This is a genomic window from Desulfofustis glycolicus DSM 9705 (genome assembly GCF_900130015.1).
Taxonomy (GTDB): domain Bacteria; phylum Desulfobacterota; class Desulfobulbia; order Desulfobulbales; family Desulfocapsaceae; genus Desulfofustis; species Desulfofustis glycolicus.
This window is the reverse complement of the sequence record NZ_FQXS01000020.1, coordinates 1-19067: the sequence shown is the minus strand read 5'-3', so window position 1 is coordinate 19067 and position 19067 is coordinate 1. Positions and strand designations below refer to the sequence as shown.

The following is a 19067-nucleotide window of genomic DNA, read 5'->3' as shown; positions in this document are numbered from 1 at the left end:
CGGGCTATGAACCATGTGATCCACAACAGCATCGTGAATTTTATCTGGGGTATCGCCGACGACGTGTTGCGCGATGTCTACGTGCGCGGCAAGTACCGCGACGTGATCCTGCCAATGACGGTCATCCGCCGTCTCGACGCACTCTTGGAGCCGAGCAAGGAAAAGGTGCTCGGCATGAAGAAGCAACTCGACGGGGCCGGAATCGCCAACCAGCACGCCGCGCTCTGCCAGGCCGCAGGCGAGGCCTTTTACAACGTCTCGCCCTTTACCCTGCGCGACCTGAAGAACCGCGCCAAGCAACAACAGCTCAAGGCCGATTTCGAAGCTTATCTGGATGGCTTTTCACCCAACGTCCAGGAGATCCTCGACAAGTTCAAGTTTCGCAACCAGATCCCCACGTTGATCGAGGCCGACATCCTCGGCCACCTGATCGAGAAGTTTCTCGACGGCCGCGTCAATCTCAGCCCCAAGCCGGTGCGGGACGTGGACGGCAACGAGCTGCTTCCGGCCCTCGATAACCACTCCATGGGTACCATCTTCGAGGAGCTGATCCGCCGTTTCAACGAAGAGAACAACGAAGAGGCCGGGGAGCACTTCACGCCCCGCGACGTGGTCAAGCTCATGGCCGACCTGATCTTCCTGCCGGTGGCCGACGATATTGAATCGGGCACCTACCTCGTCTATGACGGAGCCTGCGGCACCGGCGGCATGCTGACAGTGGCTGAAGAGCGCTTGGCCGAGTTGGCCGAAAGCCACGGCAAGGATGTCTCCATTCATCTGTTCGGCCAGGAGGTGCAGCCGGAAACCTACGCCATCTCCAAGGCCGACCTGCTGCTCAAAGGCGAAGGGGCTGAGGCGGAGAACATGAAGTACGGCTCCACGCTCTCCAGCGATGCCTTCCCGTCGCAGGAATTCGATTTCATGCTCTCCAATCCGCCCTACGGCAAGAGCTGGAAGACCGACCTGGAGCGCCTGGGCGGCAAGGGTGATATCAAGGACCCGCGCTTTGTCACCCAGCACGGCGGCGACCCGGAATACAAGATGATCACCCGCTCCTCGGACGGGCAGCTCATGTTCCTGGTCAACAAGCTCTCCAAGATGAAGCACACCACCCGCCTCGGCAGCCGCATCGCCGAGGTTCACAACGGCTCGTCGCTCTTCACCGGCGACGCCGGTCAGGGCGAGAGCAACATCCGCCGCTGGATCATCGAAAACGACTGGCTGGAGGCCATCATCGCCCTGCCGGAGAACATGTTCTACAACACCGGCATCGCTACCTATATCTGGGTGCTGACCAACCGCAAGTCTGATACGCGCCGGGGCAAGGTCCAACTCATCGACGCCACCGAATGGTACGTACCGCTGCGCCGCAACCTCGGCAAGAAGAACTGCGAGTTCTCCGAGGAGCACATCCGCGCCATCTGCGACCTGGTGGTCAATCCAGTTGAAACCGAGAAATCCAAGATTTTCCCCAACGAGGCCTTCGGCTACTGGAAGGTGACGGTGGACCGCCCGCTGCGCCTTGCCGTTGACCTGAGCCCGGCCCGGCTGGACCGGTTCGAGCGGGCCTGCGCCAAGGCCAGGGAAGAGCCGCTGGCCAACCTGGCCCGTCGTGTGGCGAAGACCATCGGAGCCGGGCCGCACCTCGATTTCAATGCCTTCATGGACACCTGCGACACCGATGCCGACAAGCACGGTGTCAAGCTCACCGCCAAGCGCAAGAAGCTGCTGCAGAGCGACCTCTGCGACACCAGCGAAGATGCCGCGCCGGTACTGAAGAAGGTCCACAAGCCGGGCAAGGCCACGCCCGATCCCATCCACGGCCTGTTCGAGGCCGAGGTGGGCGGCAAACACTGCGTGGTCGAATACGAGCCGGATACCGCCCTGCGCGACAGCGAGCAGGTACCACTTCTGGAAGACGGCGGCATCGAGGCGTTCTTCCGGCGCGAGGTGCTGCCCTACACCTCGGATGCCTGGATCGACCCGGGCAAAACACTGACGGGCTACGAAATCTCCTTCACCCGCCACTTCTACCGGCCCGCGCCCATGCGCACCTTGGATGAGATTAAGGATGACATCTATGCCCTGGAGCAGGAAACCGAAGGGCTGCTGGAACAGATTGTCGGGGAGGCTGAGTGATGAAGCTGGCCCCTTATCCAGAATACAAGGACGCGGTTGTGAGCTGGGTCGGGAGCATCCCCGCACATTGGCCTGAGAAGCGGGCAAAGTATTACTTCAAGGAGATTGATGATCGCTCCCTGACAGGCGATGAAGAAATGCTCTCGGTGTCGCACATCACCGGAGTGACTCCCCGCAGCCAGAAGAACGTGACCATGTTCAAGGCCGAGTCGAATGTCGGTCAGAAACGTTGCCAACCCGGAGACCTGATCATCAATACGATGTGGGCCTGGATGTCTGCATTGGGCGTCTCGAACCATGCTGGAATTGTGAGTCCCGCCTATGGCGTTTACCGGCCAAGAAGCAACCAGGATTACGACTACTACTATCTCGACAGTCTGTTGCGGATTGAAGGATATCGGTCGGAATACATTTGCCGGTCAACGGGCATTCGCTCTTCCCGGCTCAGGCTCTATCCCGATAAATTTCTGAGCATGCCGGTGGTCTGCCCTCCGCAGGAAGAGCAGCAAGCCATCGCACGATTCCTGAAGGCGCAAGACCGTTTGTTCCGAAAATTTATCCGCAACAAGCGGCGGTTCATTGAACTTCTCAAGGAGCAGAAGCAGAACGTCATCAATCAGGCCGTGACCCGGGGGCTTGATCCCAAGGTCAAGTTCAAGCCCAGCGGCGTGGAATGGATCGGAGATATTCCGGAGCATTGGGATGCCACGAAGCTCAAACGCGTGGTCAGCTTCAATCCATCAAAATCTGAGACACGAGCGAATCCGGCGGATGAAGAAAAGGTTGTCTTTCTTCCCATGGAGAACATCTCTGTCAATGGGGATATCGACTGCTCTGAAAAACGCACTCTGTCCGAAGTCTGGAATGGCTTCACCTATTTCCGACGCGGGGATGTGGTTGTCGCGAAAATCACTCCCTGCTTTGAAAATGGCAAAGGAGCTTACCTCAAAGGGCTTGAATCTGATTTCGGCTTTGGCACTACCGAACTGATCGTTCTTCGTCCTTCAAAGGCCATTGACGGCGCTTTCCTTCGGTTCCTCACGTCAACCAAACAGTTCTTGTTGCTGGGCGAGCAATACATGACCGGCGCGGCTGGCCAGCAGAGGATTCCATCGGATTTTGTGAAAAACTATCCAATCGGTTTGCCGCCAATCAAAGAGCAGCGGGAGATTCTCGAACACATCCAGGAAAAATCGGCCGAGATCGACCAAGCAATCACCCGCGCCCAACGCGAGATCGAGCTGATGCGCGAATACCGTACCCGGCTGATTTCCGATGTGGTCACCGGTCAGGTGGATGTGCGCGGAATCGAGGTGCCGGAGGTTGCCGATGAAGAGCTGCTGGCGCTGGAAGAGGACACCGCCGATGCCGATGACGTGATCGATGACGAGGGGGAGATGGATGAAACCGACTGACAAAACCCCAAAAAACAGCCTCGGCAAACCGCAGGACTACCCGCGCCTGCTGTCCGAGATTAAGGAGCGCATCCGCTCCGCCCAGTATGAAGCCCTCAAGGCGGTCAACAAGGAGTTGGTCGGTCTGTACTGGGACATCGGGCGGATGATCGTGGAGCGGCAGGATGTTGAAGGCTGGGGCAAGGCGGTGGTGGAACAGCTCGCCGCCGATCTGCGGACGGAGTTTCCCGGCGTGGGGGGCTTTTCGGCTTCCAACCTCTGGCGGATGAAGGCTTTTTTCGAGGCGTACAACGGACTCGAAAAACTCGCACCACTGGTGCGAGAAATCGGCTGGAGCCACAACCTGGCCATCCTGGAGCGCTGCAAGGACCCGCTGGAGCGGGAATTCTATCTGCGCATGACCCGCAAGTTCGGCTGGTCCAAGAACGTGCTCATCCATCAGATCGACAACCAGAGCTACGAAAAATCCCTGCTCGGCCAGACCAACTTCGACCAGGCGCTCACACCGGAACTTCGCGCCCAGGCCAAGCTGGCGGTGAAGGACGAATACACCTTCGATTTTCTGGAGCTGGGCGAGGAGCACAGCGAGCGGGAGCTGGAGCGGGCGCTCATCGCCCGGATCGAGGATTTCCTCCGGGCCATGGGCGGCATGTTCGCCTTCATGGGCAGCCAATACCGGCTGGAGGTGGACGGCAAAGAGTTTTTCATCGACCTCTTGTTGTTTCACCGCCGTCTGCGCTGCCTTGTCGCCATTGAATTGAAAGTCGGCGAGTTCCTGCCGGAGTTCGTCGGCAAGATGCAGTTTTATCTGGCGGCTCTGGACCGGCAGGTCCGCCAGGAGGACGAGAACCCCTCCATCGGCATCATCCTGTGTAAGGAGAAGAGCCGCACGATTGTGGAATACGCCCTGCACGACGCCCGCAAGCCCATCGGCGTGGCCACTTATGAAATCACCAAGACCCTGCCCAAGGCGCTGAAAGGTCAACTGCCGTCGCCGAAGGACATCGCCCATTTGCTGGAGGATCTATGAAACCGACCGACACCAGCGAAAAGGGCCTGGAGTCCATCATCGTCGCGTCCCTCGTGGAGGAGGCCGGATACGTTCAGGGCGACCCGCAGGACTACGACCGGGAACACGCCGTCGACCGGGCCAAGCTGCTGCAATTCCTCTCCGCCACCCAGCCCGACACCTATGAGGCTCTTGGCATCGACGAGGAAGGCCCCAAGCGCACCCAGTTCCTGCACCGCCTGCAGGGCGAGATCGCCAAGCGCGGCGTGGTAGACGTGCTACGCGGCGGCATCAAGCACGGCCCGGCCCATGTGGACCTTTTCTACGGCACGCCGACGCCAGGCAACGTGAAGGCGGCCGAGCGGTTCGCGGCCAACGTCTTCAGCGTCACCCGCCAGCTCCGCTACAGCCGCAATGAGACTGCGCTCTCCCTCGACATGGCCGTGTTCATCAACGGCCTGCCCATCGCCACCTTCGAACTCAAGAACAAGCTCACCAAGCAGACGGTGCTCGATGCCGTGCAGCAGTACCAGCGTGACCGCGACCCGAAGGAGCTGCTGTTTCAGTTCGGCCGTTGCGTCGTTCATTTTGCCGTGGACGATCACGAGGTGCGTTTCTGCACCCACCTCAAGGGCAAGGGCTCGTGGTTTCTGCCCTTCGACAAGGGCTACAACGACGGTGCTGGCAATCCGCCCAACCCGGCCGGGCTCGCCACCGACTATCTGTGGAAGGAGGCCCTCTCCAAGGCGGGGTTGACCGACATTCTGGAAAACTACGCCCAGGTGGTGAAGGAAAAGGACGAGAAGACCGGCAAAAAAAGGCACAAGCAGATCTTCCCCCGCTACCACCAGCTAAAGGTGGTGCGCATGCTGCTGGCCAATGCCGCTGAGAGCGGCGTCGGCAGACGCTACCTGATCCAGCACTCGGCGGGCAGCGGCAAAAGTAACTCCATCGCCTGGCTGGCGCACCAGCTCGTGGGGCTGGAACACGAGAGCAAGGCGTTGTTCGATTCGGTCATCGTGGTCACCGACCGACGGGTGCTCGACAAACAGATCCGCGACACCATCAAGCAGTTCGCCCAGGTTTCCGCCACCGTCGGCCATGCCGAGCATTCCGGCGACCTGCGCCGCTTCCTCAAGGCCGGTAAGAAAATCATCATCACCACCGTGCAGAAGTTCCCGTTCATCCTCGATGAGATCGGCGACGAACACCGCAAGAGCAAATTCGCCATCATCATCGACGAGGCTCATTCCAGCCAGGGCGGCAAGACCACCGCCGCCATGAACATGGCCGTTGCGGAAAAGCCGGGTGAATACAAGGCGGAATGGGATGAACTGGATACCGAGGACAAGATCAACAAGATCATGGAAGGCCGGAAGATGGTGACCAACGCCAGCTACTTTGCCTTCACCGCCACCCCCAAGAACAAGACCCTGGAGATCTTCGGCGAGCCGGACCCGCAGCCCGACGGCACCGTGAAGCATCACCCGTTCCACAGCTACACCATGAAGCAGGCCATCCAGGAGGGCTTCATCCTCGATGTGCTGAAGAACTACACCCCGGTGGAGAGTTATTACCGCCTGGCCAAGACAGTGGAGGACGATCCGCTCTTCGACGCTAACAAGGCCCAGAAAAAGCTGCGCCGCTATGTGGAGTCCCATGATCACGCCATCCGCGAGAAGGCGGAGATCATGGTGGACCACTTCCACGCCCAGGTGATCGGCCACCGCAAGATCGGCGGCCATGCCCGGGCCATGGTCATCACCAACGGTATCGAGCGAGCCATTCAGTATTTCCACGCCTTCAAGGACTACCTCAAGGAGCGTAAAAGCCCTTACGCGCCCATCGTGGCCTTTTCCGGGGAGCACGAGTATGGCGGAAAGAAAGTGACCGAAGCGACGCTGAACGGCTTCCCCAGCAGCCAGATCCCGGACAAGGTACAACAGGACCCGTACCGCTTCCTGATCGTCGCCGACAAGTTCCAGACCGGCTACGACGAACCGCTGCTGCACACCATGTACGTAGACAAGGCGCTCTCCGGCATCAAGGCGGTGCAGACCCTCTCACGGCTCAATCGCGCCCACCCGAAAAAGCACGATACCTTTGTGCTCGATTTCCACAACGACTCGGAGACCATCCAGAAGTCGTTCGAGCCCTATTACCGCACCACTATCCTCAGTGACGAAACCGACCCGAATAAACTGCACGACCTGAAGTCGGATCTGGACGGCTACCAGGTCTACTCCCAGGAGCAAATCGACGACCTGGTGGGGCTCTACCTGAACGGCGCGGACCGCGACAAGCTCGACCCGATCCTGGACGCCTGCGTGGCCACCTACAACGCCGATCTCGACGAAGATGGCCAGGTGGACTTCAAGGGCAAGGCCAAGGCTTTCGTCCGCACCTACGGCTTTCTGTCCTCGATTCTGGCGTATTCGAATGCCGACTGGGAAAAGCTGTCGATCTTCCTGAACTTCCTGATCCCGAAACTCCCCGCGCCCAAGGAAGAGGACCTGTCCCGGGGCATCCTGGAGGCCATCGACATGGACAGCTACCGTGTCGAGGTGAAAACCAGCCTGAAGATAGGCCTTCCGGATCAGGATGCTGAAATCGGACCGGTGCCGACCAGCGGAGGTGGCCGCAAACCGGAACCGGAGCTGGACCAACTGAGCAACATCATCAAGGCGTTCAACGACCAGTTCGGCAACATCGATTGGAAGGACGGCGACAAGATCCGCCAGGTCATCGCCGAGGAGATCCCGGCCAAGGTCGCAGCGGACGCCGCCTACCAGAACGCCATGAAGAACAACGATAAGAAGACCGCCCGGATCGAACACGACGCCGCGCTGCAACGCGTCATGATCGACCTCTTGTCCGACCACACCGAGCTGTTCAAGCAGTTCAGCGACAATCCGTCGTTCAAGAAATGGCTGGGCGACACCATCTTTGGCGTGACTTATCAGCAACAGGCCGAACAATCCGCAACGGGAACGAGCCATGGACGTTAAAACGGCCGCAATTCAGGTTTTGCAACAGGCCGGAACGGCGCTGCACGCCAAGGATATCGCCGAGCAGATCATGGCTGCCGGTCTCTGGCAGTCCGGAGGTAAGACCCCAGACGCCACTGTCAGCGCCCGGCTCTACTCCGACATCAAGAGCAATGGGGACAAGTCGCCCTTTGTAAAAGTCGGCCCTCAGACCTTCGCACTTCGAGATTCCACTGAAATATCGAGCGGCGCTGCGCCGGTTCCTGCGGCCGTCGAAGAAGCCCCAAAACATCATCCGAACGCGGGTTTCTCCTTCACTGATTGCGCTCAGAAGGTGCTCGAAGAGTTCGGCGGCAAGAAGCCGATGCATTACAAGGAAATAACCGAGAAGGCCCTGCAAAAAGGCTGGCTGGTGACAGGCGGCAAAACGCCCGAGGCCACCATGTACGCCCAGGTGATCACCGAGATCAAGCGCCAGCAGAAACGCGGTGAGCGGCCCCGCTTCGTTCAGCACGGTCGTGGCTATGTGGGCCTGAGCCAATGGATGGGGCGTGGACTCGCATTCCAAATCGAGCAGCACAACCACCAGGTCCGCAAGGTCCTGCGCGAGCGCTTGCTGGCCATGAAGCCCGGTGAGTTCGAGGAGTTCATCTCTCAGTTACTGGCGGAGATGGGTTTCGAGATGGTCGAGGTGACCAAACTCAGCGGCGACGGCGGCATCGATGTCCGGGGCACCTTGGTGGTCGGTGCCGTGGTCCGCATCAAGATGGCCGTCCAGGTCAAGAAATGGAAGCTCAAGAATAATATCCAAGCTCCGGTTGTGCAGCAGGTGCGCGGCAGCCTCGGAGCACACGAGCAAGGGCTGATCATTACCACCAGCGACTTCAGTGCCGGAGCCATCAAGGAAGCGGCCCAGCCCGACAAGACTCCCATCGCCCTGATGAACGGGGAACAGCTTGTAATGCTGCTGATGGAACACGGCATCGGCGTCCATCGTTCGACGCCGGATCTGTTCGAGATCGATGAGGAGTTTGCTATGGGAGGGGATGTGAAATGAGCACGATTGACAGAGGAACGGTGGGGAACAGAATGGCCATTGAACGGATAAGCAAAATCAAAAGCCATCTGATCTTCCGTAATGGATGCACTTTAAATAAGATCAAGGCCGATATCTACGCCCTGGAGCAGGAGACCGAAGGCTTTCTGGAACAGATTGTCGGGGAGGCTGAGTGATGAAGCTGGCCCCTTATCCAGAATACAAGGATTCCGGGCAGCCGTTTTTAGGAGATATTTCGGCTCACTGGAATCTGTTCCGGAATGGCCGCCTGTTCTCTGGGAACGGGGCAAAGCGGAGGTCAAAAAATGTCGAAGCTTAATAAAGGACGGTTGCTGGCCATCGCCATAGGGGTGCTTGTTATCGGGGCCGCACTCTTTGCTTGGCAATCCTTGCAGAAAAAGGGTCTTCCCGACGGCTTCACCAGCGGCAACGGCCGCATTGAAGCGGTGGAGATTGACATAGCCGCCAAGACGGCGGGGCGGCTCAAGGATATCCTGGTGGACGAAGGCGATTTCATCACGGCCGGACAAGTTCTGGCGAAGATGGACACCGCCGTATTGGAAGCTCAGCTGAGAGAAGGGCTGGCCCGCTTGCGCCAGGCTGAGAACTCGGTGCGGATCGCCAACAGCCAGGTCGTGCAGCGCCAAAGCGAGAAAACGGCAGCGCAGGCAGTGGTCTCGCAACGCGTGGCCGAGGCCGAGGTGGCACGGATACGGCTTGAGCGGTCGCGATCGCTGGTCGCCGACAAAGCCGTTTCCCAGCAGAAATTCGACGACGATCGAGCCGCTTTTCTCAGCGCCGAAGCTATGTTGCGCGCTGCCGAGGCTGATGTCGCAAGGGCGGCCGCGGCCATTGCCACGGCCAGATCGCAGGTGCTTGGCGCGCAAGCCGATGTGGAGGCGACCCGGGCGATGCTTGAGCGAATCCAGGCTGACCTTGATGACAGCGTGCTGAAGGCGCCGCAGAAGGGACGGGTGCAATACCGGGTGGCCCAGCCCGGCGAGGTGCTGGCCTCCGGTGGCACTGTCCTGAACATGATCGACCTCACCGATGTCTACATGACCTTCTTCCTGCCGACGAAGGCGGCCGGACGGATCGCACTGGGTACCGAAGCGCGTCTTGTGCTCGATGCCGCCCCGCAATACGTCATCCCGGCCGAGATCTCGTTCGTCGCCGACGAGGCCCAGTTCACCCCGAAAACGGTGGAAACAACGGAAGAACGCCTGAAGCTGATGTTCCGGGTCAAGGCGCGGATCGCCCCGGATCTGCTCAGAGAGCACCTCCTCCAGGTCAAGACCGGCCTGCCGGGCATGGCCTATGTGCGGCTCGACCCACGGGTGGATTGGCCGCCTGAACTGCAGACGAGGCTGCCGCAATGAGCCGGGACATACATGCACAGATCGAGGATGGCGTGAGTGCTGCCGCACCGGTTGCCCGCCTGCGGGATGTGTCCCTGCGCTACGGCAAGGTGCGTGCGCTCGACGAGGTCAGCTTCGATTTCCCTGCGGCCTGCATGGCCGGGCTGATCGGCCCGGACGGGGTCGGCAAGTCGAGCCTGCTGGCGCTGATCGCGGGCGCCCGCGCGGTCCAGACGGGGCAGGTTGAGGTGCTCGGCGGCGATATGGCCGATGCGCGCCATCGGCGCGCACTCGGCCCGCGTATCGCCTATATGCCCCAGGGTCTGGGAGGAAACCTCTATCCGACGCTCTCGGTGGCCGAAAACCTCGACTTCTTCGGACGGCTGTTCGGGCAGGATCGTAGCGAACGGACGCGCCGCATCGAGGCCCTGACCAAGGCCACCGGGCTCAGGCCGTTTCTCGCTCGCCCGGCGGGCAAGCTCTCCGGCGGCATGAAACAGAAACTCGGCCTCTGCTGTGCACTGATCCACGATCCGGATCTGCTCATCCTCGACGAGCCGACCACCGGCGTCGATCCCCTCTCGCGCCGCCAGTTCTGGGAGTTGATCGCCGGCATCCGTCGTTCCCGGCCCGGCATGAGCGTGCTGGTGGCCACGGCCTATATGGAGGAGGCGGCCCGCTTCGACTGGCTGGCGGCGATGGACGGTGGGCGGGTGCTGGCCAGCGACACGCCCGAAGGCCTGCTGCAAAGCACGGGGGCGGCTTCGCTGGAGGCGGCCTTCATCCGGCTGCTGCCGGAAGACAAGCGCCGGGATTATCGGGCGGTCGAGATTCCGCCGCGGCCGGAAGACGATGGCGATACCGCGATCGAGGCCCGGGATCTGACCATGCGCTTCGGCGAGTTCACCGCGGTCGATCATGTGAACCTGCGTGTCCCACGGGGTGAGATCTTCGGTTTTCTCGGCTCCAACGGCTGCGGCAAGACCACGACGATGAAGATGCTGACCGGTCTCCTGCCGCCGAGCGAAGGCCGGGCCTGGCTGTTCGGACACGAGGTGGACCCGCACGACCTCGCGACCCGCCGCCGCGTCGGCTACATGTCGCAGTTCTTCTCACTCTATACCGAACTGACGGTGCGACAGAACCTGACGCTGCATGCCCGGCTGTTCCACGTGCCCGCTGCCGAGATTTCAGGGCGCGTGGACGAAATGGTTGAACGCTTCGATCTGACCACAGTGATTGACAGCTTGCCGGGCCGGCTGCCCCTCGGCCACCGCCAGCGCCTGTCGCTGGCAGTCGCCATGATCCATAAGCCCGAAATGCTGATTCTCGACGAGCCCACCTCAGGTGTCGACCCGGTGGCGCGCGACACCTTCTGGCGCATGCTGGTCGAGCTCTCGCGCCGCGACGGGGTGACCATCTTTATCTCCACCCACTTCATGAACGAGGCCGAACGCTGCGACCGCATTTCGCTGATGCATGCAGGTCGGGTACTGGTGACTGACGCGCCTGCCACCCTGGCAAGCAAACATGGCGAGAACAGCCTGGAAGAGGCTTTTATCACCTATCTGAAGGATGCCGAAGCGCAGAGCGCTGGCGAGGCACGCCAACCGGACGCAAGCACTTCGCTCGATTCAGTCGAGGCCTCGCCAAGTCATGTCGAACCACAGGGCTGGCGGCGCCGATTCGACCCCCGGCGCATGATCAGCTATGCCCGGCGCGAAGGGCTGGAGCTGCGCCGTGATCCCATCCGGTTGACGTTGGCCCTGCTCGGCAGCGTCATCCTGATGTTCGTGATGGGCTATGGGATCAGCCTCGATGTGGAGAATCTCACCTTCGCGGTGCTGGATCGCGACCAGACCACCGTCAGCCGCGATTATACGCTCAACCTCGCCGGCTCCCGGTACTTCATCGAGCGGGCTCCGATTACCGGTTATGCTGATCTCGACCGGCGAATGCGCGAAGGCGACATCAGTCTGGCGATCGAGATCCCGCCGGGCTTCGCGCGCGACATCGCACGGGGCCGGCGGGTCGAGATCGGCGCCTGGATCGACGGCGCCATGCCGACACGGGGAGAGACCATCCGCGGCTATGTGCAGGGGATTCATGCCCATTGGCTGGCGACCAAGGCGCGCGAGGCTGGGCACGGCGAGGCTTTGGCGGGGCTCGTGAATATCGAGACCCGGTTCCGCTACAACCCGGATGTCAAGAGCCTGGTGGCGATGGTGCCGGCGGTGATCCCGCTGCTGCTCATGCTGATCCCCTCCATGCTCGCGGCGCTCAGCGTGGTGCGCGAGAAGGAGCTCGGCTCGATCACCAACTTCTACGTCACGCCCACCACGCGGCTCGAGTTCCTGCTCGGCAAGCAGTTACCCTATATAGTGCTGTCCTTCCTGAGCTTTCTGTTGCTCACCCTGCTCGCTGTGACCGTCTTCGGCGTGCCGCTGAAGGGCAGCTTCCTGACCCTGGCGGCGGGTGCGTTGCTCTATGTCGGCGCCGCCACGGCCGTGGGGCTGCTGATTTCCACCTTCATGCGCAGCCAGATCGCGGCGATCTTCGGCACGGCGGTACTCACCATCCTGCCGGCGGTCAACTTCTCCGGCATGATCGATCCAGTCTCATCGCTGGAAGGAGCGGGCCGGCTGATCGGCCAGATCTACCCGACCGCCCATTTCCTTACCATTGCACGCGGCACCTTCTCGAAGGCGCTCGACTTCTCCGATCTGCAGGCGGCCTTCGTCCCGCTGGCGCTGGCCGTGCCGATCCTGATCGCGCTCGCCGCCGCGCTGCTCAAGAAGCAGGAGCGATAGTCCATGCGCCCGGCCAACATCCTTCATCTCGGAATCAAGGAGTTGCGCAGCCTGATGCGCGACCCGATCATGCTGGTGCTGATCGTCTATGCCTTCACCATTTCGGTCTACACGGCGGCAACGGCCATGCCGGAGACCCTCAACAAGGCGCCGATCGCGGTCGTCAACGAGGATCGCTCACCGCTGTCGTGGCGCATCGTCAGCGCCTTTTACCCGCCTTATTTCGTGACCCCCGAAATCATCGACCACGCGGAGATGGATGCCCGCATGGATGCCGGCCTGGCCACCTTCGCCCTGGATATTCCGCTGAACTTCCAGCGCGATCTGCTCGCCGGGCGCCAACCCACGATTCAGCTCAATGTGGACGCCACACGGATGAGCCAGGCGTTCACCGGCAGTGGATATATCCAGACCATCGTGAGCGACGAGGTGCGCGCTTTCGTGCAGCGTTATCGCGAGGTGCCAGCTCTGCCGGTCGATTTGGTGCTGCGCGCGCGCTTCAATCCCCAGCTCAACAAGTCATGGTTTGGCGCCGTCATGCAGGTCATCAACAACGTGACCATGCTCTCCATCGTGCTAACCGGCGCGGCGCTGATCCGCGAGCGCGAGCACGGCACGGTCGAGCATTTGCTGGTCATGCCGGTCACGCCATTCGAGATCATGACGAGCAAGGTGTGGGCGATGGGGCTGATCGTCCTTGCCGCCACTGCCACGGCACTCACCGTCGTCGTGCAGGGCTGGCTTTCCGTACCGATCCAGGGCTCGCTCGCGCTGTTCCTGGCCGGCACGGCGCTGCATCTGTTCGCGACCACCTCGATGGGCATTTTCCTCGGCACCGTCGCCCGCTCCATGCCGCAGTTCGCCTTGTTGCTGTTGCTGGTGCTGCTTCCGCTACAAATGCTCTCCGGCGCTTCGACGCCGCGCGAGAGCATGCCGGAGGCCGTCCAGTACATCATGCTCGCCGCGCCCAACACGCATTTTGTGATGTTGGCTCAGTCGATCCTGTACCGGGGCGCTGGCCTCACGGCGGTCTGGCCGCAGTTCGTCAGCCTGGCCCTGATCGGAACGGCATTGTTTGGTTTCGCGCTTGCGCGATTTCGGAAAACCATCGAGACCATGGGATGAGCAGAATGACGGCAGCCCCGATGCTCACCATAAATCCCGGAGTGATCCACCCGGGAAGGAGAATCGCCGCCATCCTGATCGGCATGCTTTTGCTCGCGCCCACGGCGGCCTTCGCCGCCGAGAAGGCGGAGAAGGGCATCCTCAGCCTGGTCCTGGAAAACGACCTGTTCTACAATACCGACCGGAATTACACCAACGGGGTGCGTGTATCCTGGTTGTCTGCCGAAGACAAAACTCCGGAGTGGGTGTTGCGCCTGGCCGACAAGTTCCCTTTGTTCCCTGTCGGCAAAGCCGTGCGGGCGAGCTACGCGGTCGGCCAGAACATGTATACTCCGGAGGACATCACTTTGCGGGACCCCCCGCTCGATGACCGCCCTTATGGCGGCTGGCTCTATGGTTCCGTTGGCTTAATCGCCGAAACCGGGCAACGTCTTGATCAACTCGAATTGACCGTGGGCATGGTAGGCCCCGCCTCGCTTGCTGAACAGACCCAGAAGCGCGTTCATTCATTCGTGAACGCGGATGAACCGCGAGGCTGGGACACCCAACTCAAGAACGAGCCAGGGTTCATCCTGGCCTATAGCCGCAGTTGGCGTAGTTTGGTTGCGGAATCACTGCTGGGCATTCCCTTCGACCTGACTCCGCATGCGGGTGGCGCCCTGGGCAACATATTCACCTACGCCAATGCCGGCTTAATGCTGCGCTACGGCAAAAACCTGCCGCTCGACTATGGCCCTCCCCGAATCCAGCCCAGCGTGCCGGGCTCAGGCTTTTTTATTCCTCGGCACGGTTTCGGCTGGTATCTGTTTGCAGGCATTGAGGGCCGGGCCGTCGCCCGCAACATCTTTCTTGACGGCAACACCTTTCGCGACAGCCGCAACGTAGACAAAGAACCGCTGGTGGGAGACCTCCAGTTCGGTATCGCTATTACCTGGCGGAACCTGCGTTTGGGTTATACCCATGTGCTCAGGACACGGGAGTTCAAAGGCCAGGGCGACCGCCGCGATGATTTCGGGGCGCTCAGCCTTTCACTACAACTTTGATAGTGCGCGTTACGAGTAATGGATCAGTTGGTTACTTCGCTATCCTGCCTGGTCTTTTTGAAGCCCGACTGACGGGCACACCAAAGTAGGCGAAATGACCTTGCACAACAGATCGTAGCCATCTCCATCTGGCAGGGGCTGCGGAAGAAAGAGGATGCGCTGGGAAACGAGATGGAGCAGGAACTGGACGTTCGCGCCATGCCCATCCGCCGTGCGGTCTTCTGGTTGGTGGTGGGGCTGGCGCTTTTAATTGTCAGCTCCCGTGTACTGGTCTGGGGCGCGGTGGAGATCGCCCATGGATTCGGAGTCAGCGATCTGATCATCGGCCTGACCGTGGTCGCGGTCGGCACCTCGTTGCCGGAACTGGCTTCATCAATCATTGCAGCCAGGAAAGGCGAACACGATATCGCTCTCGGTAATATTCTCGGCTCCAACCTGTTCAACACCCTGGCGGTGGTGGGGATCGCCGGTACGATTCACCCGCTGGCCGTTGGGCCGGAAGTCTTCAACCGGGACATGCTGGTGATGGCCGCACTGACCCTGTCGCTATTCGTGATCGGCTATGGATTCCGGGGACCAGGACGTATCAACCGCATCGAGGGCGCGGTGCTGTTGGTCTGTTACGTGGGCTATACGGCCTACCTGATCAGCACGGTTTTTGGCGGGCAGGCATAGGTCAATTCGATTCCGTTTTGGGAACCGAACCGGCGTCCGAAAACTGGATTCGAAGTTGTTGCTGCTCGACGCCAGGTATCCGGTTTTACTGCAAACCCGTCACCCTCGTCCGGTGCCGGGAAATCAGGGGAGAAAATCGTTTCTCTGGTCGGGTTGTTGGGAAGTGGTTGTGTAAGATGACTTCGGCGTTTATTATCAAGGAGTTACGAGGAGCGCGGGCTTTGAGACTGTTTTGCGGTAGGTCGGCGTTCCCTCCACCATTTATCTAGAGCAATATCAGTCAGTTAAGAAAATTCAGGGACATCAAATGGTGTCCCGGATGTGTCCCGTTTTTTGAGTTGGGAATAAGCCGGTATCAGTTTGATACCGGCTTATCTTTTTCAATGATATTGGGCTGCTGGGGAGGGGGGCGAAAGAGCGGGTGATTGACTATATCAAATGCAATGGATAGACGGTTTTAAAGGGTTTCAAACTTCTCTATCAGAACGCTTCCTTCTGGGAATTTTGCAATTATCTCCAGATCTCCACCCATTGCCTTTATATATTTCCGAAGTGTGGAAATATACATATCCGTTTGACCTTCCATCTTTGAAACAGAAGCCTGTTTGATCTTCATGGAATGTGCCAGCTGTTCTTGGGTAAATTGCCGCGCTTGACGTAGTTCTGCAAGCGGCATGGTCTTGATAAGCTCTTCTACCCGCTTATCTATCTTTACCTTCCGCTCTTCGGACAATTTGCTTCTGAGTAAGTTGAATGATTTAGCCATGATTTTCCAGCTCCTTCAGGTGATCAGCAAAAAGCTTATCTGCGATAGGAATAATCGTTTTATACCAGTTCTTCTTCCCTGTCTTGTTGCCGCCTATGAGCAAGATTGCTGTTCTGCGAGGGTCGAAGGCATATAACGTCCGATAAGGTTGCCCGTTATGCTGGGTTCGAAGTTCCTTCATATTTGGAAAGCTGGATCCTTTTACAGTGTCTGAATAGGGTCTCGGCAGGTTCGGACCCAATTTTTCCAACAGGCCAACTGTGACGGCTATCGAATCTTGTTCATCCGGATCCAGCGTGTTCCACCAATTCTCAAATTCGTCAGTGTATTCAATTTCCCATTTCATAAGTAAAATAGCCACTAGGCTATATAGCTGTCAAGCTATGATTTCTCTTTCCGATAGATTGCCTAGTAATTCAGATAGTTGATGGTGATCAGTTTTTTCGGTAAGAAATTATCTTTTGGGGCTGGGTTGATTTCTCAACTTCCTGAAACGATGATGTCAGGCTGTACACCTGTATCGCGTCCTGGCTGTTTCTTTGGAAATACCGTTCAAAAGCTTTGTTGGTGCTGTGCATCGTTCCGGCTTTGATTTGCTCCGGAGTAAGCAGTTCCTTCAAGGCCGTGGCCGAGCTGTGGCGGGTGCCGCCGTATAGGTCGACGCCTTCGATGCCGAGGTTGCTGCAGGCTATTTTCCACCATTTATAAAGATACTTTTCGCCAAATGGTGTCCCTGGGCGGGTGCCGCTCGTTCTCTTGTGATGTCGGAAAAACGGAAGTTCCGGCAGGCCGATCGGCAGGCTGTTGATGAGATCCCGGTCTTCTTCAAGCATGGGAACGATTTTTTCGCGGCCTTCCTTTGAATGTTTGATGATGAAGCAGCCGAGGCGGGTGTTCAGATCCTGTTCTTGGACTTTCAGCAGTTCCCCAGGGCGGATTGAAATATACGTGCAGAGCCATTTGATGCCTAGCCAGATCCTGGGGTTTCTATCGTATGAGATTCGTTTTACTTCATTGAGAATGGCGGTTTGGGTTTCTTTGTCGATGATTTTTCGATAGCCCAGGTTGAATTTTACCGTGGGAAAGTCGGGGAATTGCTGAGTGGTGACAATTCTGCGATGCAGCAGCCAGTTCCAGAAGGAATGGAGGCATGAGCGGATATTTGATTTGGTCTTGTTGCTGACTTTTTGTTTATGAAGAAAGTCTTCCAGTTCGGCAAATCCGATTTCCTTGACGTTCTTCGGTCCCCATTCGTGGATTGCTGCAATGATGAAGCGTTCGAGGTTGGCGTAGGATGAAGGTTTGACCTCTTCTTTTTTGATGGTTAACCATTTTTCGGCCAGGTTTTCAAAGCCGAGCGGGTTGCTTGATTCGTAGTCCCTGGGGTCGAAAGTACCGCGATCCACTTCATAGCGTAGGCCGGTGAGGAATCGTTCTGCTTTTTCAAAGCTGGTGAACCGGCGTCTGACCTGCCGGCCGAAACGGACAACGAATTCGTTGTTTGCTCTGCGGTCTGGATGGGAAGGGCAGACCAGGCCGCGAGCTGTGTCAACGTACTTAAAGCTCTGACCGCATTCGGGGCATTTCTCGTAAGAATATATTCCACCGCGCATGCATAGTTCACTATGCGAAATGGAATATGAAGTCAACAAAATACCCTCTGATTACAAGACAGGTTGATAGTCTATCGTCTTGCCCTGGGATAAAAAGCCGTTCACGCTGTCGTGTTCGCTCGGGCCGGGGATCTCACCGTAGCCGTACGGCCAGACTTCGTTGATCTTGGTTTTCATTTTCTCCTGGAGTTCGGAGCGGCCGGTTTTCGGGTTGATTTCCCTGGCCTTCGTTCGGCACCAGGTGTCTACCTCGCCCATCAAGTACATGGTTATTTTCTCGATGTTGTCGTATTGGCAGCCGTCGATCGCGGCCAGGTTCATCGCGCAGCCGACCATCATATCGATGAGCAGGTATTTATCTTTCTGAGGGAGTGGTTTGCGGCGGATGGTTGGTGGTGAGGTGCCCCAGCTGACCGACTGGACCAGGTGCCAGAACTCATGCAGTTTGATCCGGTCCTGGTGCCGGTTCTTCCGGTCAACCGGTTGTTCCGAGAGTTTCGACCAGTCGCGGGTGCAATACTTCCACAGGCCGTCTTGTCTGTTTCTCAGATCTTCGAGGCTTTTGACCTGGAATTGTTTCAGGACGTTTTTCCTCAGTTGGAATTCGACGCGGGTAACGTGGCTTTCGTTATATTCCTCTTTGCCCCAGACGGAAGCGAACAGCGATTGTTTCGTGCCATTGCGTTTGATTTCCAGGACTTTATCGTAGATTCTCAGGATGATGTCGCCTTCGCCGAGGCGGATACCGGTTTCAATTTCCTTGTCGTTCTCGTCCAGGTAGCGCAGGGTGCCTTCTGTTTGTGACAAGGTGATTCCGGACAGGCGGTTTACATCGGAAAAGGTATGCAGGCGGTTGGCGCGGGACAGGTGTAAATCAGCGTGCAATAATGACCCCCTGAGAGCCGGAATCAGCGTCGAAAATTGACCCCCTATGGTATCCCTCCATGGTCAAGAATTGACCATGGAGGGAGGGGGATGCTGATAGTGGAGACGATCGCCAAGATACGCCGATATCATTTCGTTGAGGGCAAGAAGATCAAACAGATTGTCCGTGACCTGCGGATATCGAG

General features: G+C 58.7%; 14 protein-coding genes and 1 pseudogene. 11 read left to right on the top strand and 4 right to left on the bottom strand.

Annotated elements, in window-relative coordinates:
* Positions 1–6 precede the first annotated feature (6 nt).
* The 11 genes and pseudogenes from BUC26_RS15200 to BUC26_RS15150 form a co-directional block, all read left to right on the top strand.
* The gene (locus BUC26_RS15200) at positions 7–2139 is read left to right on the top strand and encodes a type I restriction-modification system subunit M (protein WP_028577488.1); all 2133 of its coding nucleotides are present in this window, start codon (positions 7–9) and stop codon (positions 2137–2139) included.
* Entirely contained in the window at positions 2139–3554 is a 1416-nt protein-coding gene (locus tag BUC26_RS15195; RefSeq protein ID WP_043775376.1) for a restriction endonuclease subunit S, read from the top strand. Before BUC26_RS15200 ends, BUC26_RS15195 begins: the two co-directional genes overlap by 1 nt.
* Entirely contained in the window at positions 3541–4584 is a 1044-nt protein-coding gene (locus tag BUC26_RS15190) for a PDDEXK nuclease domain-containing protein (RefSeq protein WP_028577486.1), read from the top strand. Before BUC26_RS15195 ends, BUC26_RS15190 begins: the two co-directional genes overlap by 14 nt.
* Positions 4581–7571, top strand: a complete 2991-nt coding sequence (locus tag BUC26_RS15185; protein WP_073377453.1) for a type I restriction endonuclease subunit R — start codon at positions 4581–4583, stop codon at positions 7569–7571. Before BUC26_RS15190 ends, BUC26_RS15185 begins: the two co-directional genes overlap by 4 nt.
* Positions 7561–8607, top strand: a complete 1047-nt coding sequence (locus BUC26_RS15180) for an HTH domain-containing protein (RefSeq protein ID WP_028577484.1) — start codon at positions 7561–7563, stop codon at positions 8605–8607. The genes BUC26_RS15185 and BUC26_RS15180 overlap by 11 nt, the downstream gene beginning before the upstream one ends.
* The gene (locus tag BUC26_RS23795; protein ID WP_028577483.1) at positions 8604–8783 is read left to right on the top strand and encodes a hypothetical protein; all 180 of its coding nucleotides are present in this window, start codon (positions 8604–8606) and stop codon (positions 8781–8783) included. The genes BUC26_RS15180 and BUC26_RS23795 overlap by 4 nt, the downstream gene beginning before the upstream one ends.
* A gap of 129 nt (positions 8784–8912) precedes the next feature.
* Positions 8913–9986 (top strand): HlyD family secretion protein, encoded by a 1074-nt coding sequence (locus BUC26_RS15170; protein WP_028577482.1) that lies wholly within the window; start codon positions 8913–8915, stop codon positions 9984–9986.
* Positions 9983–12775 (top strand): ribosome-associated ATPase/putative transporter RbbA, encoded by a 2793-nt coding sequence (gene rbbA / locus BUC26_RS15165; RefSeq protein ID WP_028577481.1) that lies wholly within the window; start codon positions 9983–9985, stop codon positions 12773–12775. The genes BUC26_RS15170 and rbbA overlap by 4 nt, the downstream gene beginning before the upstream one ends.
* A 3-nt stretch (positions 12776–12778) precedes the next feature.
* Positions 12779–13900, top strand: a complete 1122-nt coding sequence (locus BUC26_RS15160; protein WP_028577480.1) for an ABC transporter permease — start codon at positions 12779–12781, stop codon at positions 13898–13900.
* 5 nt (positions 13901–13905) lie between these two features.
* Positions 13906–14943: a lipid A deacylase LpxR family protein gene (locus tag BUC26_RS15155; RefSeq protein WP_200907020.1), complete on the top strand. Its 1038-nt coding sequence runs from the start codon at positions 13906–13908 to the stop codon at positions 14941–14943.
* A 111-nt stretch (positions 14944–15054) separates the two neighbouring features.
* Positions 15055–15618, top strand: a pseudogene (locus BUC26_RS15150) (sodium:calcium antiporter); the annotation flags it as partial.
* Positions 15619–16075: 457 nt separating this feature from the next.
* Here the strand turns inward: BUC26_RS15150 and BUC26_RS15145 are convergent.
* The 4 genes from BUC26_RS15145 to BUC26_RS15130 all read right to left on the bottom strand — a co-directional run bounded on the left by BUC26_RS15145 (position 16076) and on the right by BUC26_RS15130 (position 18882).
* Positions 16076–16384, bottom strand: a complete 309-nt coding sequence (locus tag BUC26_RS15145; protein WP_073377452.1) for an XRE family transcriptional regulator — start codon at positions 16382–16384, stop codon at positions 16076–16078.
* Entirely contained in the window at positions 16377–16730 is a 354-nt protein-coding gene (locus tag BUC26_RS15140) for a type II toxin-antitoxin system RelE/ParE family toxin (protein ID WP_073377505.1), read from the bottom strand. The genes BUC26_RS15145 and BUC26_RS15140 overlap by 8 nt, the downstream gene beginning before the upstream one ends.
* Before the next feature lie 88 nt (positions 16731–16818).
* Complete coding sequence (locus tag BUC26_RS15135) at positions 16819–17997, bottom strand: tyrosine-type recombinase/integrase (protein ID WP_073377450.1); 1179 nt, start codon at positions 17995–17997, stop codon at positions 16819–16821.
* Positions 17998–18048: 51 nt separating this feature from the next.
* Positions 18049–18882 (bottom strand): hypothetical protein, encoded by an 834-nt coding sequence (locus tag BUC26_RS15130; RefSeq protein WP_073377449.1) that lies wholly within the window; start codon positions 18880–18882, stop codon positions 18049–18051.
* Between the last annotated feature and the right edge of the window lie 185 nt (positions 18883–19067).

What these genes read in the sequence shown, in the direction of transcription:
- BUC26_RS15200 (WP_028577488.1), top strand. Translation starts at nt 7, where the DNA reads ATGAACCATGTGATCCACAACAGCATCGTGAATTTTATCTGGGGTATC.
- BUC26_RS15195 (WP_043775376.1), top strand. Translation starts at nt 2,139, where the DNA reads ATGAAGCTGGCCCCTTATCCAGAATACAAGGACGCGGTTGTGAGCTGG.
- BUC26_RS15190 (WP_028577486.1), top strand. Translation starts at nt 3,541, where the DNA reads ATGAAACCGACTGACAAAACCCCAAAAAACAGCCTCGGCAAACCGCAG.
- BUC26_RS15185 (WP_073377453.1), top strand. Translation starts at nt 4,581, where the DNA reads ATGAAACCGACCGACACCAGCGAAAAGGGCCTGGAGTCCATCATCGTC.
- BUC26_RS15180 (WP_028577484.1), top strand. Translation starts at nt 7,561, where the DNA reads ATGGACGTTAAAACGGCCGCAATTCAGGTTTTGCAACAGGCCGGAACG.
- BUC26_RS23795 (WP_028577483.1), top strand. Translation starts at nt 8,604, where the DNA reads ATGAGCACGATTGACAGAGGAACGGTGGGGAACAGAATGGCCATTGAA.
- BUC26_RS15170 (WP_028577482.1), top strand. Translation starts at nt 8,913, where the DNA reads ATGTCGAAGCTTAATAAAGGACGGTTGCTGGCCATCGCCATAGGGGTG.
- rbbA (WP_028577481.1), top strand. Translation starts at nt 9,983, where the DNA reads ATGAGCCGGGACATACATGCACAGATCGAGGATGGCGTGAGTGCTGCC.
- BUC26_RS15160 (WP_028577480.1), top strand. Translation starts at nt 12,779, where the DNA reads ATGCGCCCGGCCAACATCCTTCATCTCGGAATCAAGGAGTTGCGCAGC.
- BUC26_RS15155 (WP_200907020.1), top strand. Translation starts at nt 13,906, where the DNA reads ATGACGGCAGCCCCGATGCTCACCATAAATCCCGGAGTGATCCACCCG.
- BUC26_RS15145 (WP_073377452.1), bottom strand. Translation starts at nt 16,384, where the DNA reads ATGGCTAAATCATTCAACTTACTCAGAAGCAAATTGTCCGAAGAGCGG.
- BUC26_RS15140 (WP_073377505.1), bottom strand. Translation starts at nt 16,730, where the DNA reads ATGAAATGGGAAATTGAATACACTGACGAATTTGAGAATTGGTGGAAC.
- BUC26_RS15135 (WP_073377450.1), bottom strand. Translation starts at nt 17,997, where the DNA reads ATGCGCGGTGGAATATATTCTTACGAGAAATGCCCCGAATGCGGTCAG.